This window comes from Jatrophihabitans sp. YIM 134969 (assembly GCF_054456675.1).
Map to the genome: position 1 here is coordinate 33997 of NZ_JBTJEQ010000034.1, position 19512 is coordinate 53508.

14 protein-coding genes are annotated in these 19512 nt (G+C 73.1%); 6 read left to right on the top strand and 8 right to left on the bottom strand.

Annotated elements, in window-relative coordinates:
- Positions 1–15: 15 nt before the first annotated feature.
- Both ACXR2U_RS16945 and ACXR2U_RS16950 read right to left on the bottom strand, forming a co-directional pair.
- Positions 16–693, bottom strand: a complete 678-nt coding sequence (locus ACXR2U_RS16945) for a biliverdin-producing heme oxygenase (protein WP_458826244.1) — start codon at positions 691–693, stop codon at positions 16–18.
- Between the two features lie 49 nt (positions 694–742).
- On the bottom strand, positions 743–1903 hold the full coding sequence (locus ACXR2U_RS16950) for an epoxide hydrolase family protein (RefSeq protein WP_458826245.1): 1161 nt from the start codon (positions 1901–1903) through the stop codon (positions 743–745).
- Between the two features lie 127 nt (positions 1904–2030).
- Here ACXR2U_RS16950 and ACXR2U_RS16955 point away from each other — a divergent pair, with 127 nt between their 5' ends.
- Complete coding sequence (locus ACXR2U_RS16955; protein WP_458826246.1) at positions 2031–2456, top strand: DUF1772 domain-containing protein; 426 nt, start codon at positions 2031–2033, stop codon at positions 2454–2456.
- A gap of 15 nt (positions 2457–2471) precedes the next feature.
- Here ACXR2U_RS16955 and ACXR2U_RS16960 read toward each other — a convergent pair whose 3' ends face one another.
- Positions 2472–5687: a glycoside hydrolase family 3 N-terminal domain-containing protein gene (locus ACXR2U_RS16960; RefSeq protein ID WP_458826247.1), complete on the bottom strand. Its 3216-nt coding sequence runs from the start codon at positions 5685–5687 to the stop codon at positions 2472–2474.
- Positions 5688–5867: 180 nt separating this feature from the next.
- Between ACXR2U_RS16960 and ACXR2U_RS16965 the strand changes: the two genes are divergently transcribed.
- Both ACXR2U_RS16965 and ACXR2U_RS16970 read left to right on the top strand, forming a co-directional pair.
- The gene (locus ACXR2U_RS16965) at positions 5868–7040 is read left to right on the top strand and encodes an ROK family protein (RefSeq protein ID WP_458826248.1); all 1173 of its coding nucleotides are present in this window, start codon (positions 5868–5870) and stop codon (positions 7038–7040) included.
- Positions 7041–7053: 13 nt separating this feature from the next.
- On the top strand, positions 7054–8310 hold the full coding sequence (locus tag ACXR2U_RS16970) for a lanthionine synthetase LanC family protein (protein WP_458826249.1): 1257 nt from the start codon (positions 7054–7056) through the stop codon (positions 8308–8310).
- Positions 8311–8452: 142 nt separating this feature from the next.
- Here the strand turns inward: ACXR2U_RS16970 and ACXR2U_RS16975 are convergent, their stop codons facing one another.
- Positions 8453–10519 carry an ATP-dependent helicase gene (locus ACXR2U_RS16975; RefSeq protein WP_458826250.1) on the bottom strand — a complete coding sequence of 689 codons (2067 nt, stop codon included), beginning with the start codon at positions 10517–10519 and terminating at the stop codon, positions 8453–8455.
- A gap of 67 nt (positions 10520–10586) precedes the next feature.
- Here ACXR2U_RS16975 and ACXR2U_RS16980 point away from each other — a divergent pair, with 67 nt between their 5' ends.
- The 3 genes from ACXR2U_RS16980 (at position 10587) to ACXR2U_RS16990 (ending at position 14995) form a co-directional block, all read left to right on the top strand.
- Positions 10587–11735, top strand: coding sequence for a serine hydrolase domain-containing protein (locus ACXR2U_RS16980; RefSeq protein ID WP_458826251.1), 1149 nt, complete (start codon positions 10587–10589; stop codon positions 11733–11735).
- Positions 11736–11833: 98 nt separating this feature from the next.
- On the top strand, positions 11834–13978 hold the full coding sequence (gene helR, locus ACXR2U_RS16985) for an RNA polymerase recycling motor ATPase HelR (protein ID WP_458826252.1): 2145 nt from the start codon (positions 11834–11836) through the stop codon (positions 13976–13978).
- A 30-nt stretch (positions 13979–14008) separates the two neighbouring features.
- Entirely contained in the window at positions 14009–14995 is a 987-nt protein-coding gene (locus ACXR2U_RS16990; protein WP_458826253.1) for an aldo/keto reductase, read from the top strand.
- 19 nt (positions 14996–15014) lie between these two features.
- On the opposite strand, the gene ACXR2U_RS16995 is transcribed toward ACXR2U_RS16990, so the two are convergent.
- The 4 genes from ACXR2U_RS16995 to ACXR2U_RS17010 form a co-directional block, all read right to left on the bottom strand.
- Positions 15015–15743 carry a DUF305 domain-containing protein gene (locus tag ACXR2U_RS16995; protein WP_458826254.1) on the bottom strand — a complete coding sequence of 243 codons (729 nt, stop codon included), beginning with the start codon at positions 15741–15743 and terminating at the stop codon, positions 15015–15017.
- The gene (locus ACXR2U_RS17000; RefSeq protein ID WP_458826255.1) at positions 15740–16507 is read right to left on the bottom strand and encodes a DUF3105 domain-containing protein; all 768 of its coding nucleotides are present in this window, start codon (positions 16505–16507) and stop codon (positions 15740–15742) included. The genes ACXR2U_RS16995 and ACXR2U_RS17000 overlap by 4 nt, the downstream gene beginning before the upstream one ends.
- Before the next feature lie 80 nt (positions 16508–16587).
- On the bottom strand, positions 16588–17760 hold the full coding sequence (fahA, locus tag ACXR2U_RS17005) for a fumarylacetoacetase (RefSeq protein ID WP_458826256.1): 1173 nt from the start codon (positions 17758–17760) through the stop codon (positions 16588–16590).
- Positions 17757–19512, bottom strand: a 1756-nt coding sequence (locus ACXR2U_RS17010; protein ID WP_458826257.1) for an FUSC family protein, incomplete at its 5' end; no start/stop codon positions are given. The genes fahA and ACXR2U_RS17010, both read right to left, overlap by 4 nt.

Sequence of the window (19512 nt, forward strand, 5' to 3'; positions counted from 1 at the left end):
GCTGAGAGGAAACGATCAGAACCGGACGGCGGCAAGATCGACGAAGACAGCCCGGTTGAGCCCGAACGCGACAACCGCCTCGTCGAGCATGCGGGCGCGCTCACCAGAGCCCAACGGGAGCGCGTCGAGGCGAGAGCGGTAGTCGTCGCGGAACGGCTTGACCGCGGGGATCTCGTCGAAGGCGTAGAACGACACCGCCGCGGCACCGGCGGTGCCGAAGACGTCGCGCACCCGACGACCGACCACCTGCCCACCGGAGAGATCGCCGAGGTAGCGCACGTAGTGGTGCGCGACGAAACCCGGCGCCCACGCGCCGGCGACGTCGCGCAGGTGGTCGACGTACACCTTCGTTGCAGGCTGCACCAGTTCCGCCGCGGCTGACCGCCAGGACGATCCCAGCAGCGCGGACAGGTCCTGCTCGAGCGAGGGCACCCGGAGCAGCTCGCGGCGCACGAAGGGGCCGGCGACCGGGTCGTCGGCCCACCGCGGGGTCACGGCTTCGAGGGCGGTGTAGATCGCGTGGTTCTGCGCCACCAGGGCGGTGTACGCCTCGAGCACGTGGCGCCCGCCGAGCAGATCGGCCACGAACGCCGAGCCCTCGGCGCGCTCGTGCGCCTCCGCAGTCGCCTCGCGCAACGCCACCGAGAGGGGGCGGTCGAGGTCCGGCGCGGGCGGGCAGGCCGCGATGCTCATGCGGCGACGTTACGGGATCGCCCGCGCGGCGCCGCGGACCGCGCCGCCCTCAGGACGGTCGGTACGGCCGGAAGAACTCCCGCAGCTCCCGGACGTACGCCTCCGGCTGCTCGAACGGCGCGAAGTGCCCGCCGTTCGGCATGTCCGTCACCCGCACGACGTTCGCCGTCCGCTCCAACCAGGACCGCGGCGGACGCAGGAGGTCGCCGGGGAACAGCGCGAAGCCCGACGGCACCTCCACGCGCCGCAGGTGTTGCTCCGGCGGGATCTGCCCGTTGACGTGGTACATCCGCATCGAGGACCCGATCGTCCCCGTCAGCCAGTAGATCGTGACGTCGGTGAGGATCTCGTCCCTGCTGTAGACCCGCGAGAGGTCACCGTTGCAGTCGCTCCACGACCGCAGCTTCTCGACGATCCAGGCGAGCAGCCCGACCGGTGAGTCGGTGAGTCCGAACGCGGCCGTCTGCGGCTTGGTGCGGTGCATGGCCGCGTACGCCCCCTCCGACGCCCCCCAGTCGCGGGCCGCGGCGATGAACTCACGCTCCTCCGGAGCGAGCGTGGCGGGATCGCCGGTGAACACGGGGATCCCGCCGTCCATGCGGTGCACGGCGACGACGCGGGACGGGTGGTCGAGCCCGAGGTACCGGCTCACGGCACTGCCGATGTCGCCGCCGGCCGTGGCGAAGGTCGGGTAGCCGAGCGTCGTCATGAGTTCGGCCCACAACCCGGCGACGTCGATCGCGTTCAGCAGTGGACCGGTCGGGATGTCCGAGTACCCGTAGCCCGGCATGTCCGGGACCACGACGTCGAAGGCGTCGTCGGGGTCGCCACCGTGCGCGGCCGGGTCGGTGAGCAGGTCGATCACCTTGGTGTAGCGCCAGAACGAGTCCGGCCAGCCGTGACACAGCAGCAACGGGAGCACCCGCGGGCCCGGGTTCGCCGCCCGGGCGTGGACCACGTGGACACCGACGCCACCCACCTGCACCCGGTACCGCGGCAGGGCGTTGAGCGCCGCCTCCTGGGCCGCCCAGTCGAAGCCGTCGGCCCAGTAGGTCACGAGCGCACGGAGCTCGTCGAGGTCCGCGCCGAGCGACCACCCCACGCCGTCCGGCGCGTCCGGCCACCGGGTGGCGCGCAGCCTCCGCTGCAGGTCCTCGACCGCCTCGGGAGGCGTGCGGGGTGCGAAGGGCTCGAGCGACGGTGTCGTCACAGGCGGAGCGTAGGACGGCGGTCCGACATCGACCACGCCCACGCCAGAGGCCGTCCGGTGGGTAGCACCTCGAGGTGGACCGTCTGACGCGCAGCGCCCGCGCCCTCACCGCGACCGGGTGCCGGCGGTGACCGCACTCGCGTTCACGGTCGCGGCCGCGCTCTACCTAGGTTTCCAGTGGACCATCCGGGTGCTCGTCTACCCGCAGTTCACCCAGGTCCCGGCGTCGGCGTTCGTGGCGTACGAGGCCCGGCACCAACGGCTGGTCTCGATCGCCGTCGGGCCGTTGTTCCTCGCGTGGGGGATCACGGCCATCGCGCTGTTCGTCTGGCCGCCCGACGGGGTGAGCCGGTGGTGGGCGGTCGCGACCGGCGCGTGCACGGCGGTCGTGCTCGGTCTCACGGCGTTGTTGGCCGTGCCGTTGCACCGTGCGCTGTCGACCCGCTTCGACGCGGACGCCCACCGCCGTCTGCTGCGGGTCGACACCGCCCGCCTGATCGCCGCGACGGCCGCCACCGCACTGGGAGTGTGGGTGACGGCCGTCGTGGCGTAGGGCAGAGCTACGGGGCTACCGCTCGACCACGTTGGCCGGTGCGGCCACCTTGCCCCCCAGCCGCAGGGCGGCGTCGCGGGCCTGGATCAGCCCACGGGCCGCGCTCGCGGGTTTGCCGGTCATCAGCGCGTGCTCGGCGTTCGAGGTGAGCACCGCCGTGGCCGCCATGCCGGTGGCGCCCTTCGCGACGATCGCCGCCTGGGCGAGGTCACGCACCACCGAGACGACGTGGTCCTGCTCGGTGAACGAGAACCGCGACGGGTCGTTCATCGCGTCGGCCACGGTCTGCAGGAGCGGCAGCAGGTCCGCGGGTCGGGCGACCGACCCGTCGGCGTTCCAGTACCGCGCGACCAACGCCGCGTTGAGAGCACTGACCGCCGCACCGTTGCCCCGCCGCACCTCGACGGCGTCGCGCACCTGCTGGAGCCGGGCGCGGGCGTCGGTGTCGGTCCGCAACCCCCAGCCGTAGGCGAACAGCGGGTCGTAGTTCGGCGACCCGACGTCCATCGGCAGCTGGCTCTCGGCCTTGTACCAGGTGAGGGGCAGGCGGCCGGTGAACGGGCGGTTCCCGAACAGGACGTCGGCGACGCCGGCACCCTCGGACCCGATGAGCCACGACGCGACCACCGCGTCGGCCTGCGGCGCGATGCCGGTGAGGTCGAGCGGGCGACCGGAGACGTCGAGCACGATGCACTTCATCGCGGCGCAGACCTTCTGCACGGCGGCCTTGTCGGCCACCGACAACTGCAGGGTGTGGCCGTTGACGCCCACGTCACCCTGACCCTCCGCGTACGGAGTGTCCCCCACAGCAACGATCCCGACGCTGTAGCCCTTCGTGGCCGCGCTGGCGTCCTTCGACCACTGGACCTTCGCCGACGGCGCCACCTGCTTGATCCCGGCCAGGATCGAGGTCCCACCCGGCACGGCGCCGGACTGGCCCTGCCAGGTGAGCGTCCAGCCACCGGACTGGTTGCCGACGTCGTTGCTGGCCGAGCCCGCGACGTAGATCTTGCCGCTCTTGGCGAGCGGCAACGTCGCGTTGTCGTTCTTCAGCAGGACCTGCGACTCCGCGACGGCCTGACGGGCCACGGCCCGGTGGGCGGCCGAGCCGATGGTGCCGGCGTTGGTCCGGTCGGCGAACGGGTGCTCGAACAGGCCCAGCTCGAACTTCTGGGTGAGGATGCGCCGGACGGCGTCGTCGATCCGCGCACCGGTGACGTCGCCGGAGTTCGCCAGGGACGTGAGTCCCGCCGTGAACCGCGGGTAGTCGTTCGGCACCATGATCATGTCGAGCCCGGCGTTGATGCTGATCTGGATGTCCTGCGTGTAGTCCGGGCCGATCTGGTCGATCGCGGCGTAGTCGCTGATGACGAAGCCCTTGAAGCCGAGCTTGTTCTTCAGCAGACCGGTGATCATGTCGCCGCGAGCGTGCATCTTGATCGGCGCGGCGTCCTTGCCGAGGATCTGCAGGCTCGAGTACGACGGCATCACCGTTCCGACGTTCTTGTCGACCGCGGTCTTGTACGGCCCGACGTACAGGGCGTTCAGCTGCTGCTGGGTGGCGTACGTGATGCCCTGGTCGATCGTGTAGCTGCCACTGCCGGTGCCGTACGTCGTGCCGCCGTCACCGAGGAAGTGCTTGGCGGTGGCGAGCACAGCGGTGTTCTTCGCGAGGTCGCCGTCGCCCTGGAGACCGTCGATGACCGTCTCGAGTTGCTGCACGAGCGCCGGGTCCTCCGAGTACGCCTCGTAGCTGCGGCCCCACCGGGGGTCGCGCGAGACGCACACGCACGGCGCGAAGGCCCACGGCACACCCGTCGCGCGGGTCTCCGTCGCCGTGATCACGCCTTCCTGGTAGGCCAGCGCCGGGTCGCGGGTGGCGCCGATGCCGATGTTGTGCGGGAAGAGCGTGGCGCCCGCGAGGTTGTTGTGGCCGTGCACCGAGTCGACGCCGTAGATCAACGGGATCTGCAGCGGCGTGGACAGTGCCTGGGTCTGGTAGCCGTCGATCATGTTGGCCCAGCCCTTGGCGGTGTTCTGCGCCGGCACCGAACCGCCGCCGGAGAGCAGCGAACCCAGCAGGTACTTGGTGATGTCGGTGCCGTCACCGACCGCGGCGCGCTCGGCCTGTGTCATCTGGCCGACCTTCTCGGCGAGGTCCATGCGCGACATGAGGTCGCTGACCCGGTCCGCGACCGGCAGCGAGGCGTCGAGGTACGGCAGGCCGTGGGCGTTGACGACCACGGTCGGGGTGGTCCTGGCGACCGTGGCGTCGTCGGACGTCAGCGTGACCGTGATCGACTTCGCCTCGGAGGGCGTGGTGTTCGGCAGGGTCACCACCCGCACGTTCTTGACCGTGCCCGACGGGGTTCCCGCGGGGAACACGAGGGTTCCGTCGGTCGCCTGGAAGTCGGTGCCGGCCACCGCGGTGGTGCCGGTGGCCTCGTAGGCGACCGTCACGTCCTGCTGCAGCGCGGACCCACTCGGGGTCGTCACCCGCACCGGCACGAGGGCGGTGCCGCCGGCGTCGACCAGCACGGTCGGACGCACGGGCGTCACGTTGGCCGTGGCCTGACCGTAGACACCGAAGTCGTCGAAGGTGAGGTTGCCGGTGCTCGCGGCCGGGAGGTTGACCGCGAGGCCCCACATGCTGGTCAACGACAGCACGTTGTCCTGCGGGGAGCCCGGCGGCTGGTAGTCGCCGCGGTGCACCAGGTCGGAGAAGGGGGTCTGGATCTGACGCCAGTCCGAGGAGTCGTCGACGAAGAACGCCTGCCACAGCTCGGCGTGCTCGCCGTCGGTGCCGCCGTCCTTGATCTCGTACTCGACCCGCTGACCGGTGTTCGTGCCCTTCACCCAGAACGAGAAGCCCTGGTAGGACGACCAGTTCTCGGCGGCGGCGAGGTTGTCGCTGAAGCCGCCGTAGCTGGTGATGGTGTACGGGACGTTCAAGGCGTGGTTGTCGTCGCCGGCGCCCGGACGGTCCGGGGCCGCGACGACGGCGATCGGTGGGTTGCTGGCGTCGTCACCGTGGAAGGTGAAGATGCCGGGCGAGGCGTCGGACAGCGGGACCGTGCCCTCGAAGTCCTCGATGATCGGCAGGGTGCTGTTGGCCGATGCCGGCGGAGCGGCGACGAGGGACGCGAGTGGGACGGCCAGGACGACCGCCGCCAGGGCGACGGGGACCGACCGGCGACGGCGGGCGGTCCGGGAACGCAGAGGACGGGGCATGCGGCTCACTTCCATGGGAGCACGTGGGTGGGAGAGCGGAGCGTAAGACGGTTGAAATAGGACGGTCAAGGGTCGCAACCGCATCGATTCCGTCGTGTTTGCCGTGGGATTCGGCCGAGCTCCCGGCGAAACCACGACCGCTTCCCGGACAACGGTCCGGCTCGTGGTTACGCTGCGCCGGTGATCGACCTGAACCCCTCACCCGGGTCGACGCTGCGTGACCACAACCGGGCCCGTCTGCTCGCCGCCGTCGACACCGCCCGCGGCAGCACCCGCTCCGAGCTCGGCGAGGTGACCGGCCTCGCCCGCAGCACCGTCACCGACCTGGTCGCGGAACTGCTGGCGAGCGGTGCCCTGGTCGAGGCGGACGACGTGCCGCCGACGTCGAGCCGCCGGGCGGGTCGGCCCTCGCACCGGCTGCGACGCCCCGTCGACACCTCGCTCGCGATCGGGGTCGACTTCGGCCACCGGCACTGCCGCACCGGCCTGGTCGACGCCGCGGGCCGGGTGACGTCCGTGCGCGAGATGAACCTCGACGTCGACTCCTCGCCCACCCGCGCCCTCGACGAGGCCCGGCGGATGGTCGCGGACCTGCTGACCGAGGCCGGTGCCGACCGGTCGCGCGTGATCGGCGTGGGGATCGGGCTGCCGGCGCCCGTCGACGTCGAACGCGGGACCGTGGGTCCGGGCAACGTCCTGCCGCAGTGGGTCGAGCGGCGACCGGCGGTCGAACTGCAGGACGCGCTCGGTGTGCCCGTCATGGTCGAGAACGACGCCAACCTCGGTGTGCTCGGCGAGATCGCGTTCGGCGCGGCGCTGGGGTGCTCCGACGTCGTGTACGTCAAGGCGGCCACCGGGATCGGCGCGGGCATCGTGCTCGGCGGACGGCTGCACCGCGGGGTGAGCGGACGGGCGGGCGAGATCGGCCACGTCCCGGTCGACATCACCGGCGCCGTCTGTCGGTGCGGCAACCGTGGCTGCCTCGAGACCGTGGCCGCCACCACCCAGGTCCTCGCCGTGCTGCAGCCCGCCCACGACGAGACCCTCACGATGGCCGACGTCGCGCGGCTGTGCGCCGCCGGCGACCCCGGCGCCACCCGGGTCGTCCGCGACGCCGGCCGCACCGTCGGCCGGGTGCTCGCCGACATGGTCAACAGCCTGAACCCCGGGGCGGTGGTCCTCGGCGGCGAACTCGCCGCGGCCGGTGCGCCGCTGCTCGCGGGGCTCGTGGAATCCCTCGAACGCTTCGCCCAACCCGGCGTCCTGCGCGACGTCGCGGTGCGGCTCGGCGCGCTCGGTGACGACGCCCAACTCGTCGGCGCCGGCGCGCTGGTGCTGGCGGGCGTGCGCTGACAGGCTGGAGCGCATGCCGGACGTCGCGGAACGTGCGCGCCAGGCAGCCTCCTCGGCGTTCGGCTGGATCGCAGCCACCGCGGTCGACGTGGGCGACGGAACCCGCGCGTGGGCCGAGGTCGGCGAGATCGACGACTCCCTCTACTCCGGCAGTGTCGGAGTCCTGCTCGCCTGCGCCGAGGCCGTCGCGAGCGGTGTCACCGGTGCCGGGCTGGACCGGACCGCCTCACTGGCCGTGGAACGCGTGTCCCGCCTGGCGCGCACCGGCGCGGCCGAGAAGGTCGACGACGACGGCCTGTTCACCGGCTGGGCCGGGGTCGGGGTGTCGCTGCGCGTGTGGGCGACGACGACGGGGGACGCCGCGACCGGCGCCGCCGCGGACACGGTGCTCGAGCGGGTGGCGGCGCGGGCCTCGCTCCCTCCGGTGAGCGGGTACACGGACATCATCAGCGGCGACGCCGGTCTCCTGGTCGGGTTGCTCACCGCGGGCACGGCATCCGCCACCCGCGCGGCGGCCGGTGTCGTGGCCGACCGCCTGATCGCCACGGCGGAGGACACCCCTGAGGGCCCGCAGTGGCGGATGGTGCCGGACTACTCGATCCTCATGCCCAACTTCTCGCACGGCACCGCGGGCGTGGCGTACGCGCTGGCCGTGGCCGGTGACCGCCTCGACCGGCCGGACCTGCTCGACGTGGCCCGTCTCGGAGCGGAAACCCTGCTGCGACTGGGTGATCAGCCGGACGGCTGGGCGTTGCCGATGACCATCCCGCGGCAGCAGCACCGACCGGCGGTGTCGTTCGGGTGGTGCCACGGGCCCACCGGCACGCTGCGCCTGTTCGACCTGCTCGACCGGCTCCACCCCGCCGACCCGCGGTGGGGGCAGACCGTTGCACGGTGCTACGACGCCGTCCGTGGCAGCGGTCTGCCCGAGCGGCGCACGCCCGGGTTCTGGGACAACGTCGCCCGCTGCTGCGGCACGGCCGGCGTGGGGACGATGGTGCTCGACCGCTACCGGGCGACCGGCGATCCCGACCTGCTGGCGTGGGCCGACGACCTCGCGACCGACGTCCTGGACCGTGCGATCGTCGACCCGACCGGCACGCGCTGGTCGAACCACGAACACACAGCCCACCCGCCGGACCTCGATCCCGAGGCGGGCTTCATGCAGGGCGCCGCCGGCATCGCGGGGTGGCTCGCCCGCCTGGCCGCGGCCCACGACGATCCGCACTCCCCCGGCCCCGACCTCGGCGTCGTCCCCCGCTGGCTCTGACCGCCCCGCCGCGCCCGGCACAGACCTGGTGAGTGGTGAGGAAACCCCCCGAGTGGTCAGCTCTTTCCGCCCACTCACAGGGAGAGGTGACCACTCGCCGAGATGGCCGGGGCGCGGGTGACGGCGACGGGCGGTCGCCGGGTCAGCCGAGGAGGGCGTCGAGGGTGGGGATCTCGACGCGGGCGTCGACGAGGGCGGCGGGGCGGGAGGACTCACGTGAGGGCGGCATCGTGACGGCCATGGTGGCCACGGCGTCGTCGGACAGGAAGCGGGACTGGGGCGCGTAGCTGTGGCGGTCGTCGCGGCCCTTGCGGTGGTGAGGCATCCGCAACGGCGTGTAGACGGCGAGATCGTCGCGGGCGCGGGTGAGGGCGACGTAGAACAACCGCTGCTCCTCCTCGATCCCCTCGTTGCTGCCGGCCAGGGCCATGTCGGAGGGGAAGGCGCCGTCGACCGCGTGCAGGACGTGCACGCTCGGCCACTCCAACCCCTTCGCCGAGTGCACGGTCGACAGCGTCAGGTAGTCCTCGTCGAGGTGGGGCGGCTTGGCGTGGTCCGACGTGCTCGCGGGCGGGTCGAGGGTCAACTCGGCGACGTAGGCCGCGAGGTCCGCGGACACCGACGCCGCCTCGGCCAGCCGGTCGAGATCCTCGACGCGGGCGGGGGAATCGGCGTACTTGGCGGCGACGAGCGGACGGACGACCGCGACACAGCCGGCGACCTGCTGGGCGACCTCCGCCGACCGGTGGGTGTCGAACAGTCCCAGCAACGTCTCGGCCAGAGCGGTCCGGGAGGCGGCGGGTGCCGACGCCACCAGGTCGTTGAGGTCGTCGGCGGCGACACCCTCGGAGTCGGCAGCAGCGATCAGTGCAGTGAGCAACGATCGGGCCCGGGCCGGACCGATGCCCTCGTGCAGCCGGAGCAACCGGAACCACGCGACTTCGTCGCGGATGTTGTGCGTGACCCGCAGCGCGGCCAGGAAGTCCTTCACGTGCGCGGCTTCGAGGAACTTCAGGCCGCCGTACTTCACGAACGGCACGTGCCGGCTGGTGAGCTCGACCTCGAGCAGGTCACTGTGACTCGACGACCGCATGAGCACCGCGTGGTCGCGCAACTGTCCGCCGGAGTCGACGGCCGCGAGCACGGAGTCGACGACCTGGCGAGCTTCGTCAGCCGGGTCGTGGCACCGCACCAGGCGGGGCCGGGCGGCCGGCACGGCGTCGTCGGCCGTGGAGTCGCGGTGCGAGCGCAGCACCACCTGGCCGACGCCGTCACCGGGCCGCACCACGTTCGCGAGATCCAGCACCGGCTGCCGCGACCGGAAGTTGCGTTCGAGGGTGACGACCGTGGTCTCGGGCCACCGCTCGGTGAGCGCGAGCAGGTGACCGCTCGCGGCACCCCGGAAGCCGTACACGGCCTGGGCGTCGTCACCGACGACGGTCAGACCACGGCCGTCGGGGCACAGCGCCCGCACGATGTCGACCTGCACGGCGTTGACGTCCTGGTACTCGTCGACCAGCACGTGGTCCCACCGCTCGCGCAGCAGGTCGCCGGTGGCCGGGTGGTCGAGCAGCGCCCGCCAGGTCAGCAGGAGGTCGTCGAAGTCGAGCAGGCCCCGTTCGCGCTTGCGCGCGACGTACGCCCGCAGCAGCGCGGTCACGGCGTCGGCGTGGGCGCTGATCCACGGGAAGTCGGTGTCGAGCACGGTGCGCACCGGCCGTCCGGTGTTGACGGCGCGGGAGTAGACGTCGGCGAGCGCCGCCGCGCGGGGCATCCGGGTCGACCCGCCGGTGGCCGTCAGCCCGTGGTCGTCGCGGAGCAGGTCGAGCAGGTCGGCGACGTCGCCCGGATCGAGCACCGACACCTCGGGCAGGCCCAGGACGTCGGCGAACTCGGTGATGACGCGGTGCGCGACGGCGTGGAACGTGCCGCCCCACACCCGCCGGGCGGCCGACGGGTCCCCGCACGTCGCGGCCGCCCGGGCGAGCATCTCCGCCGCCGCGCGGCGGGTGAAGGTCAGCAGCAGCACCCGTTCGGGGCGCACACCGGTCTCGAGCAGACGCGCCACCCGGCTCGTGAGCGTGCGGGTCTTGCCCGTTCCCGCCCCCGCGACGACGACCAACGGCCCGGTGCCGTGGGTGACGGCGGCGAACTGGGCGTCGTCCAGACCGTGGTCCCAGGCGAGCTCGGCGGCGGCGGAGGAGAACACGTGTTCGACCCTAGAGCACGTCGGGCGGCCCCGGGAGATCCCACGCCGGTCCGGCTACGGTCGGTCGATGACGATCCCGGACGCCACCCGCCGTCGTGTCGACGAGCTCACCCGGGCCGCGGTCGCGGACGGCCAGGCGCCCGGCGCCGTGGTCGGCGTGGCCCGGGGCGACGACGTCCACCTCACCGCCGCCGGCGTCGGCACCCTCGGCGGCCCGGACCTCGGCACCGACGCCCTGTTCCGCATCACGTCGATGACCAAGCCGGTCACCGCCGTCGTCGTGCTGACCCTCGTCGCCGACGGTCTGGTCGACCTCGACGAACCGGTCGACCGCCTGCTGCCCGAGCTGGCCGACCGGCAGGTCCTGGTGCGCCCCGACGCCGCGCTCGACGACACCGTCCGAGCCGATCGGGCTCCCACCGTGCGGGAGCTGCTCGCGTTCACCTGGGGTTTCGGCCTGCAGGGCGCGGTGTTCCTCGCCGATCCGCCCTGGCCGGTGGCCGCGGCCGAGAACGAGGCGTCACTGCGCAGCCTCGACGCGCCGTCACCCGCCGTCACCCCCGATCCCTACACCTGGATCGCGCGCCTCGGCGCGCTCCCGCTCATGGCGCAGCCGGGCGAGCGGTGGCTCTACAACACCGGGACGCAGGCCGCCGGGGTGCTCGCCGCCCGCGCGGCCGACACCCCGTTCGACGACCTGTGCCGGGAGCGGGTGTTCGAGCCGCTCGGCATGACCGACACCGCGTTCTGGACGGCCGACACCGCACGCCTGGTCACGGCGTACGCCCGCGTTGGCGGTGAGCTCGTCGTGCACGACCCGCCGGACGGCCAGTGGTCACGGCCGCCGGCTTTCCCCGACGGCAGCGCGGGTCTGCTCTCCACGGCCGCGGACTTCCTGCGCTTCGCGACGATGCTGCGCCGCGGCGGCGCGGACGTCCTGGCTCCGGAACTCGTCGCCGAGCTGACCCGGAACCAGGTGGCACCTGCAGCCCGCGCGAACGTCTGGCCGGGCTTCGACCTGCTGGACGCCGAGGGCTGGGGACTGGGGCTCGCCGTGCACGCGGACGGCCGCTACGGCTGGGACGGCGGGTTCGGGACCACCTGGTCGACCGTTCCCGACGACGACCTCAGCGTCGTGGTGCTCACGCAGACACTGTGGGACGAGAACGGGCCGCCGCCGTTGGTCCGGGACGCCCTCGCCGCGGCGCGCCACTGACCTACGTTCTGCCCCTTCATTCTTATCACGGATCCGAGTGGCTCATGAGGCCTCCGGAACCGCCCTATGGTCTCGCTCCTGTGACAGGAGCTGATGCCGTGGAACCCCTACCGGACAACGTCTTCGCCCTTCCCGAGCGTCTGGCCGCGAAGGCCGCCCCGGCCCTGGTCGCGTCCGACCAGGCGCACTTCGCGGCCATCGCCGCGAGCCTCGACCGGACCGTCGCCGACCTCGCCCGCCGCCTCGAGGCCGAACGCCTCGCGCCGGCCGGCTCGGGGCAACGCGCACTGGACCGCGACCAGGAGATCCACCGGCTGACCGCGCGGCTCCGGACGTTGCGGCGGTTCGGTGTCGACCTGTGCCTCGGCCGAGTGGTGCCGGCCGACGGCGGCGACCCCGTGTACGTCGGACGTCTCGGCCTCACCGACGGCGCCGACGACGGCCGGCGGCTGCTGGTCGACTGGCGCTCCCCCGCGGCCGCGCCGTTCTCCGGCGCGACCCACGCCCACCCGATGGGGCTCGCGAGCCGCCGCCGGTACCGCTGGACCGGCGGCCGGATCACCGACTACTGGGACGAGGTCTTCGACGGCACCGAGAGGACCGCGGCGTTCGACGACCAGTCGGCGTTCATCGCGAGCCTCAGCGCCACGAGGTCGCCCCGGATGCGCGACGTACTCGGCACGATCGCCGCCGACCAGGACGCCGTCATCCGGGCCGGGTCGGCCGGGACGCTGGTCGTCGACGGCGGACCGGGGACGGGCAAGACCGTCGTCGCGCTGCACCGCGCCGCGTACCTGCTGTACGCCGACCCGCGCCTCGGTCCGCGCCGCGGCGGCGTGCTGTTCGTCGGCCCGCACCAGCCCTACCTGGACTACGTCGCCGACGTCCTGCCCGGCCTCGGCGAGGAGGGTGTGCACACCTGCACCCTGCGCGACCTGGTGCGGGAGGGAAGCGCCCTGACCGAGGAGACCGACGACCGTGTCGCCGCACTGAAGGCCACGGCGCGCGTCACCGAGGCGATCGAGAACGCCGTGCTGTTCCACGAGGAACCACCCGCGCGCGGACTCACGGTCGAGACCGACTGGGGCGATCTCCGCCTGCACCCCGACGACTGGACCGAGGCCTTCGCAGCACCGACACCCGGCACCCCACACGACGACGCCCGGGACCAGGTCTTCGAGGAACTGCTCACCACCCTGCTCGACCGCGACCGCACCGGCGCTCCGCCGCACCTGCTGCGTCGCGCCCTCGTCGGGAACGAGGAGCTGGTGACAGCGTTCAACCGGGCCTGGCCACTGCTGGCGGCGGCGGACGTGGTCGGCGACCTGTGGTCGGTACCGGCGTACCTCCGGCACTGCGCGCCGTGGCTCGCGCCGGACGAGGTCCGCGCCCTGCAACGGACGGATCCGCACGCCTGGACGACGTCCGACCTGCCGTGGCTCGACGCCGCGCGACGGCGTCTCGGCGACCCCGACGGGGCGCGGGTTCGACAGGTGCAGAGAGCAACGATCGCCGCGTACCGCGAGCGGATGGAGCAGGTGGTCGACGACCTCACCGCGACCGACGACTCCGAGATGAAGCTCATGTCGATGCTCACGGGCGCGGACGCCCGCCACGATCTCGACGACGGCGCGACCTTGCCGGCGCTGCCCACCGACCCCCTTGCCGGTCCGTTCGCCCACGTGGTCGTCGACGAGGCGCAGGAACTCACGGACGCGGAGTGGCAGATGCTGCTGGCGCGGTGTCCGTCGCGCAGCTTCACGGTGGTCGGTGACCGGGCGCAGGCGCGTCACGGGTTCGCCGAGACGTGGGACGAGCGGCTGACCCGGGTCGGGCTGGACCGGGTCACCACGGCGACGCTGCGGATCAACTACCGCACGCCGGCCGAGATCATGGCGGAGGCCGAGCCGGTGATCCGCGCGGTGCTGCCCGACGTCAACGTCCCGACCTCGATCCGCAGGGGCGGCCGACCGGTCGAACACGGATCGGTCAGGGACCTCGACGAGGTCGTGGCCGCCTGGGCCCGTGAGCACGACGACGGCGTCGCCTGCGTCATCGGCGCGGCCGACTTCGAGCCCACCGCCCGCGTCCGGTCGCTCACCCCCGTCACCGCCAAGGGCCTGGAGTTCGACCTGGTGGTCCTGGTCGAGCCCGAGTCGTTCGGCACCGGTGTCGCGGGCGCGGTCGACCGCTACGTCGCGATGACCCGGGCGACCGGACGGCTCGTGGTCCTCACAGCGTGAGCCCGCCCCGGCGGCGGGCACCCTGACCACGTGGAACGACTCGACGTCGAAGGTCTCGCCCCGGTCAGCCGCATCGGCCTGGGCACCTGGCAGTTCGGATCCCGCGAGTGGGGGTACGGCGACGACTACGCGACCGGCGCGGCCCGCGAGATCGTGCGGCGGGCGCTGGAACTCGGCGTCACCCTGTTCGACACCGCCGAGGTCTACGGCTTCGGGCGCAGCGAGCGGATCCTCGGCGATGCGCTCGGGCCCAGGCGGCACGAGGTCGTGATCGCCACCAAGCTGTTCCCGGTCGCGCCGTTCCCGCCACTCGTGCGCCGCAGCGTCACCGCGAGCGCCAGCCGGTTGGGGGTCTCGAAGATCCCGCTCTACCAGGTCCACCAGCCGAACCCGCTCGTTCCCGACACCGTCCCGATGCCCGTGCTCGCCGACCTCGTCGACGACGGCACCCTCGGCGCGGTCGGCGTCAGCAACTACTCGCTGGAGCGGTGGAAGAAGGCCGACGACGCCCTCGGACGCCCGGTGGTCAGCAACCAGGTGCAGTTCTCGCTCGCCCACGCCGCCCCGCTGGACGACCTGGTGCCGTTCGCCGAGCGCGAGCACCGCCTGGTCATCGCCTACAGCCCACTCGCCCAGGGGCTGTTGGGCGGGCGCTACGGCCCGGACCACCGACCGGGCGGTGTGCGCCGGGCCAATCCCTTGTTCGGACGGGAGAACCTCGAACGGGTCGCCCCGTTGCTCGACCTGCTGCGGGAGATCGCCGCGGCCCACGACGCGTCTCCGTCGCAGATCGCGTTGGCCTGGCTGGTGGCGCAGCCGCGGACCGTCGTCATCCCGGGCGCGTCGAGCGTCGAGCAGGTGGAGTCCAACGTCGCAGCCGGCGAGATCGCGCTGGCCGCCGACGAGGTGACGGCCCTGACCGCCGCGGCGCGGGCGTTCCGGCCGAGCTCCGGGGCGGCGACCCTCGCCGACGAGGTCAGCACCAAGGTCGCCCGGTGGCGGAGCAAGCTGTCCTGATCGTTGCAGTGAGCAACGGTCAGTGGGCGGGCACCTGATCCGTGGCGCCGCGCTGCTTCAGCATCGACTCCATGAGGTCGATCTCCGACTGCTGCGAGGTCATCATCGAGTTCGCCAACTGCACGACCTCGGGTTGCTCGGTGAGGCCGAGGATGGCCTGGGCCATCTCCACGCCGCCCTTGTGGTGGGCGATCATCAGCTGCAGGAACAGGATCTCGGCGGCGCGGCCGGACAACGTCCGCAGCTTCGCCAGCTGGGCCGGGGTGGCCATGCCGGGCATGGTCGCGCCGGTCATGTCCCCCATGCCGGCCATGTCGTGGCCCATCCAGGCCATCGCCGGAGCGGTGCGGGCCTGGGAGTCGCCCCAGTTCTGCAGCCAGCCGAGCATCTGACCCTCTTGGTTCTCCTGGGTCGTGAGGATGTCGTAGGCGAGCAGCCGGGTGGCGGAGTCGTCGGTGCGGTCGCGCACGATGAACGACATCTCGACGGCCTGGGCGTGGTGCTGCTGCATGTCGCGGGCGAAGCCCGCCTCGGGGCTGTCGTCGCCGGGGTACGACGGCCGCACCACGATGACCGCGATGAGGGCGGACGCCGCGGCGACGACGATCACGGCGATCAGCGCGACCCACCACCGCAACGAGATCCGCCGCGTCGGGCGGACGAGGTCGTCCGCGTCGAGGTCGTCCGCCTCGAGGTCGTCGTCGGCCTCGACGTCGTCGAGGTCGTCGCGCTGCCGGGTGGAGGTCATCCGACCGGCGTTCCCGTCCCGCCGGAGCAGGACGCGCCGAGCTCGGGCGTCTGCGGGCCGAGCTTGTACTTCTTGATGAACGCGTCCAGACCGGGGTCGTTCACGCCGGTGAGCTTGAGCTGGGTGTCCCAGGCCGTCACCACGACCGGGGCCGGCAGGCCCGGGTAGGGCGAGAGGGTCTCGTAGGTCTGGCCGGTCACCTTGTCGACGAGCTTGTCGATGTCGGCCTTCGGCAGGTCGGGCCGGTACGTGATCCACACCGCGCCGTGCTCGAGGTCGTGCACCGCGTTCTCGTTCGGGACGGGTTCGTTGTAGACGCCGCAGTTGAGCCAGACCGGGTTGTGGTCGCCACCGGCGGGCGGGTTCTGGGCGTACTTGACGGTGCCCTGCACGTGGTTGCGGGTGTTGGTGAAGGTCTGGACGTTCGCCAGCGGGTCACTGCGGGTGCCGTAGTAGACCCCGATCGCGGTGCCCGCGCCCGCGACGACCACGACGATCGTGCCGATGACCAGGAACCGGTTGCGACGCTGGCGGCGGGCGGCCTTGCGGCGCATGGCCGCGACCTTCTGCTGCGGGGTCTGGGCTGCGCCCTTGACCGGCCCGACCGGCTTGGCCGGTCGGCTCGCCGCTCCGGCCTTGGCCGTGGAGGTCGCGTCGCCGGCCGCTGTCGCCGTCGAGGGCTTCGTCCTCGACTTCGCCCCGGGTGCCGGGGATCCGGAGGGCTTGGTCGGGGTCTTGCCACTGCCGGTTCGGCCGCTCGCCACGTCGTGCATTCCTCCTGCCAGACCAGCCGCGGGTCGGTCCGGTCGGGTCCAGACGGTACGCGACCTGTCTGTGTGGACCCTCAGTCGACGAGCGCCGGGGTCACCCGCCCGGCGACCTCCCCCAGGGTCAGCCGCCGGCCGTCCGTGCCCGGCGCGGAGGCGCGGATCGTCAGGTCGTCGCCGTCCACCAGGAACGTGCGGTCGGCTCCGCCGACGCGCAGCGGCGTCGTCCCGCCCCAGGTGAGCTCGAGCAGGCAGCCCCGCTGGTCGGGCTCCGGCCCGCTGACCGTGCCCGACCCGTAGAGGTCCCCGGTGCGCAGCGAGGCGCCGTTCACGGTCGTGTGGGCGAGCATCTGGTCGGCCGACCACCACAGGTCGCGGAACCGGGGCCGGCTCACCACCTCGCCGTTCCACGCCACCTCGAAGTCCAGGTCCAGCGCCCAGGGGGCGGCCGGGCGCAGGTAGGGCGCGGGCGTCGGGTCCTGGGGCGGCAGCGGGAGCCGCGCTGCCTCGAGCGCGGCCAGCGGGGTGACCCAGGCCGCGATCGACGTGGCGAAGCTCTTGCCGAGGAACGGGCCCAGCGGGACGGTCTCGAAGGCCTGGACGTCGCGGGCGGACCAGTCGTCGAGCAGGACGACACCGAAGACGTGCTCGGCGAACGCGTCCGTCGGAACCGGGGTCCCCCGGGACGACCCGGCACCGACCACGAACCCCAACTCGGCCTCGAAGTCCAGGCGCTCCGACGGCCCGAACGTCGGCCCGTCGGGCCCGACCCGTAGCCCCCGCGGCCGGACGACCTCGGTGCCCGACACCACGACGGTGCCGGCCCGGCCGTGGTAGCCGACCGGGAGCCGCTTCCAGTTCGGCGCGAGCGGTTCACCGTCGGGCCGGAAGATGCGACCGACGTTCGTTGCATGGTGCAGCGACGCGTAGAAGTCGACGTAGTCGGCGACCTCGATGGGCAGGTGCAGGGTGACGTCCTCGAGCGCGTGGACGGCGGCATCGGGCACGTCGCCGGTGACCAGCTCACCGACCTGCTCCCGCACCTCGCGCCATCGGCCCGGGCCCAGGGCCAGGAACGGGTTCAGCGACGGTGCCGCGAACGTTGCATCCTGCAACGCGCTCGCCAGGTCGACGACGTGGTCGCCGTACCGCACCCCGACCCGCGGCGCCCCCTCCGCGGGTGAGAACACCCCGTACGGCAGGTGGGCGGCCCCGAAGCCGGAGTCGTCGGGGAGGTCGAGGCGGGTCACGCGGGCACACCCTCGGCGGGCTGGGCGGCCGGGGCGGGCTCGGGCCGGGCGATGGCGACCGCCGGGTCGATCAGCCCGTCCTGCTGGCGGCGGACGGCGTCGAGGTGGTCGCCGGTCCAGACCATCCGGACGGCGGTGGGCGTCCCGAAGCCGTCCCGGCCGGCGAGGTCGCGGCGCACGGCGTCGAGGAGCCGGCCGTGGACGTCCGGGTCGGGCGGCAGCGGCGCGGGCACGCCCGCCTCGCCGCGCAGCGCCGCCGCGAAGTCGTGGTACCAGGACTGCAGGTGGCGGGCGCCGGCGCCGACCTCGCGGCCGGCCGCGGTGCGGTCGCCGGTGGTGGAGCCGTCCTCGCGCGACCAGAGGTCGAGCACGGCGTCGGCGGCGAGACGCGGCGCGATCGTGCCCGTCACCAGCGACGTCACCTCGGCCAGGTGGAGCTTCTTGCCGCCACGTTCGGCCAGGTACTCCCGGAAGGCGTCGTCGAGACGGCGGGAGGCGGCCGCGGCGGTCTCGGCCTGGGTCGTCGGAGCCGGGAGCTCCGGCAGTCCCCTCTCGCAGCGGCGGGCGCCGAAGGCCACGGCGTGGGCGAGGTAGTCCAGGGCGCTCTCGTAGGCGTCCCCCAGCGCCCGGCCCAGCACCGAGGTCGCACCGCGGGGCCAGAACAGCAGGCCGACGAGGACGCTCACGCCACAGCCGAGTGCGACGTCCTCGACCCGGACCAGGCCGACCTCGTACCCGACGGGCGCGATGATGTTGAACAGGATCACGAGGGTGACCGTGAACGCGGCCTGCCCGGCGAGGAACGACACCGCGGCGGGGGCGAGACCCGCGAGCAGCACGGCGAGCGGGAGCAGCACCCAGAGCAACGGTCGGTTCGTGCCCGCGGCCCACACGATCAACCCGCCCACCACGATCCCGACGGCCGTCCCGGCCAACCCCCGTAGGGCGTTCTGGCCGGTGGACAGGGCGTTGGACCGCAGCACCGAGAGCGTGCCGAGCACGACCCAGAAGGAGTGCTGCACGCCGGTCAGGTCGGCGACCAGGACGGCGACCCCGAGCCCGGCCGCGCCCCGCACGCTGTTGTGCAGCCACACCGAGCGCAGGTCCAGGTGGGCGTTGGCGCGTTCCCACGCCGCGGCGCCCGGTCCGCCGACCCCCTCGGGTTGCCGGCCCGACAGCCGTTCCCACCAGGTCCGCTGCTCCGCGCGCGCCGCGCGTTCGGTGTTGGCCGCGATCTCACGGGTCGCGAACACCATCTCCTGGGCGCGGAACGACGGCTCGAGCGCACCCACCTCCTCCGGCGCCATCGTGGGGTCGGACAGGGTGCCGACCGCGGTGACCTCCATGTGGGCCAGACGTCCCGCCACCACGTCGAGGGCCGCGTGCAGCGCGGTGGGGTCGCCGCTGTGGGTGTCGAGCAGGTCGGCACACCGGTCCAGCACGTCGGCGACGCCCAGGTGGACCTCGGCGACCTCCGGCCGCAACGGGGCGAGACGGGTGCCGTCGGCCTGGTCGAGCACGCCGGTGAACCAGCCCAGTTCGTCGACCAGCCGGACCAGGGCGCGGGCCGGCGTCGACAGGCCGGTGGGGCGGTTCGGCGTGGCGTAGAAGTTGCGGCGCAGGGCGGCGACGGCGTCACGAGCGGCGGCGTCGGCCGCCTCCCGCACGCTGAGTTCGGTGAGCGCGCCGGTCGCGGCGTCGACCCCGACCCGCAGCCGGGCGGCCAGCAGGCGGCAGGCGTGGGCACCCGGC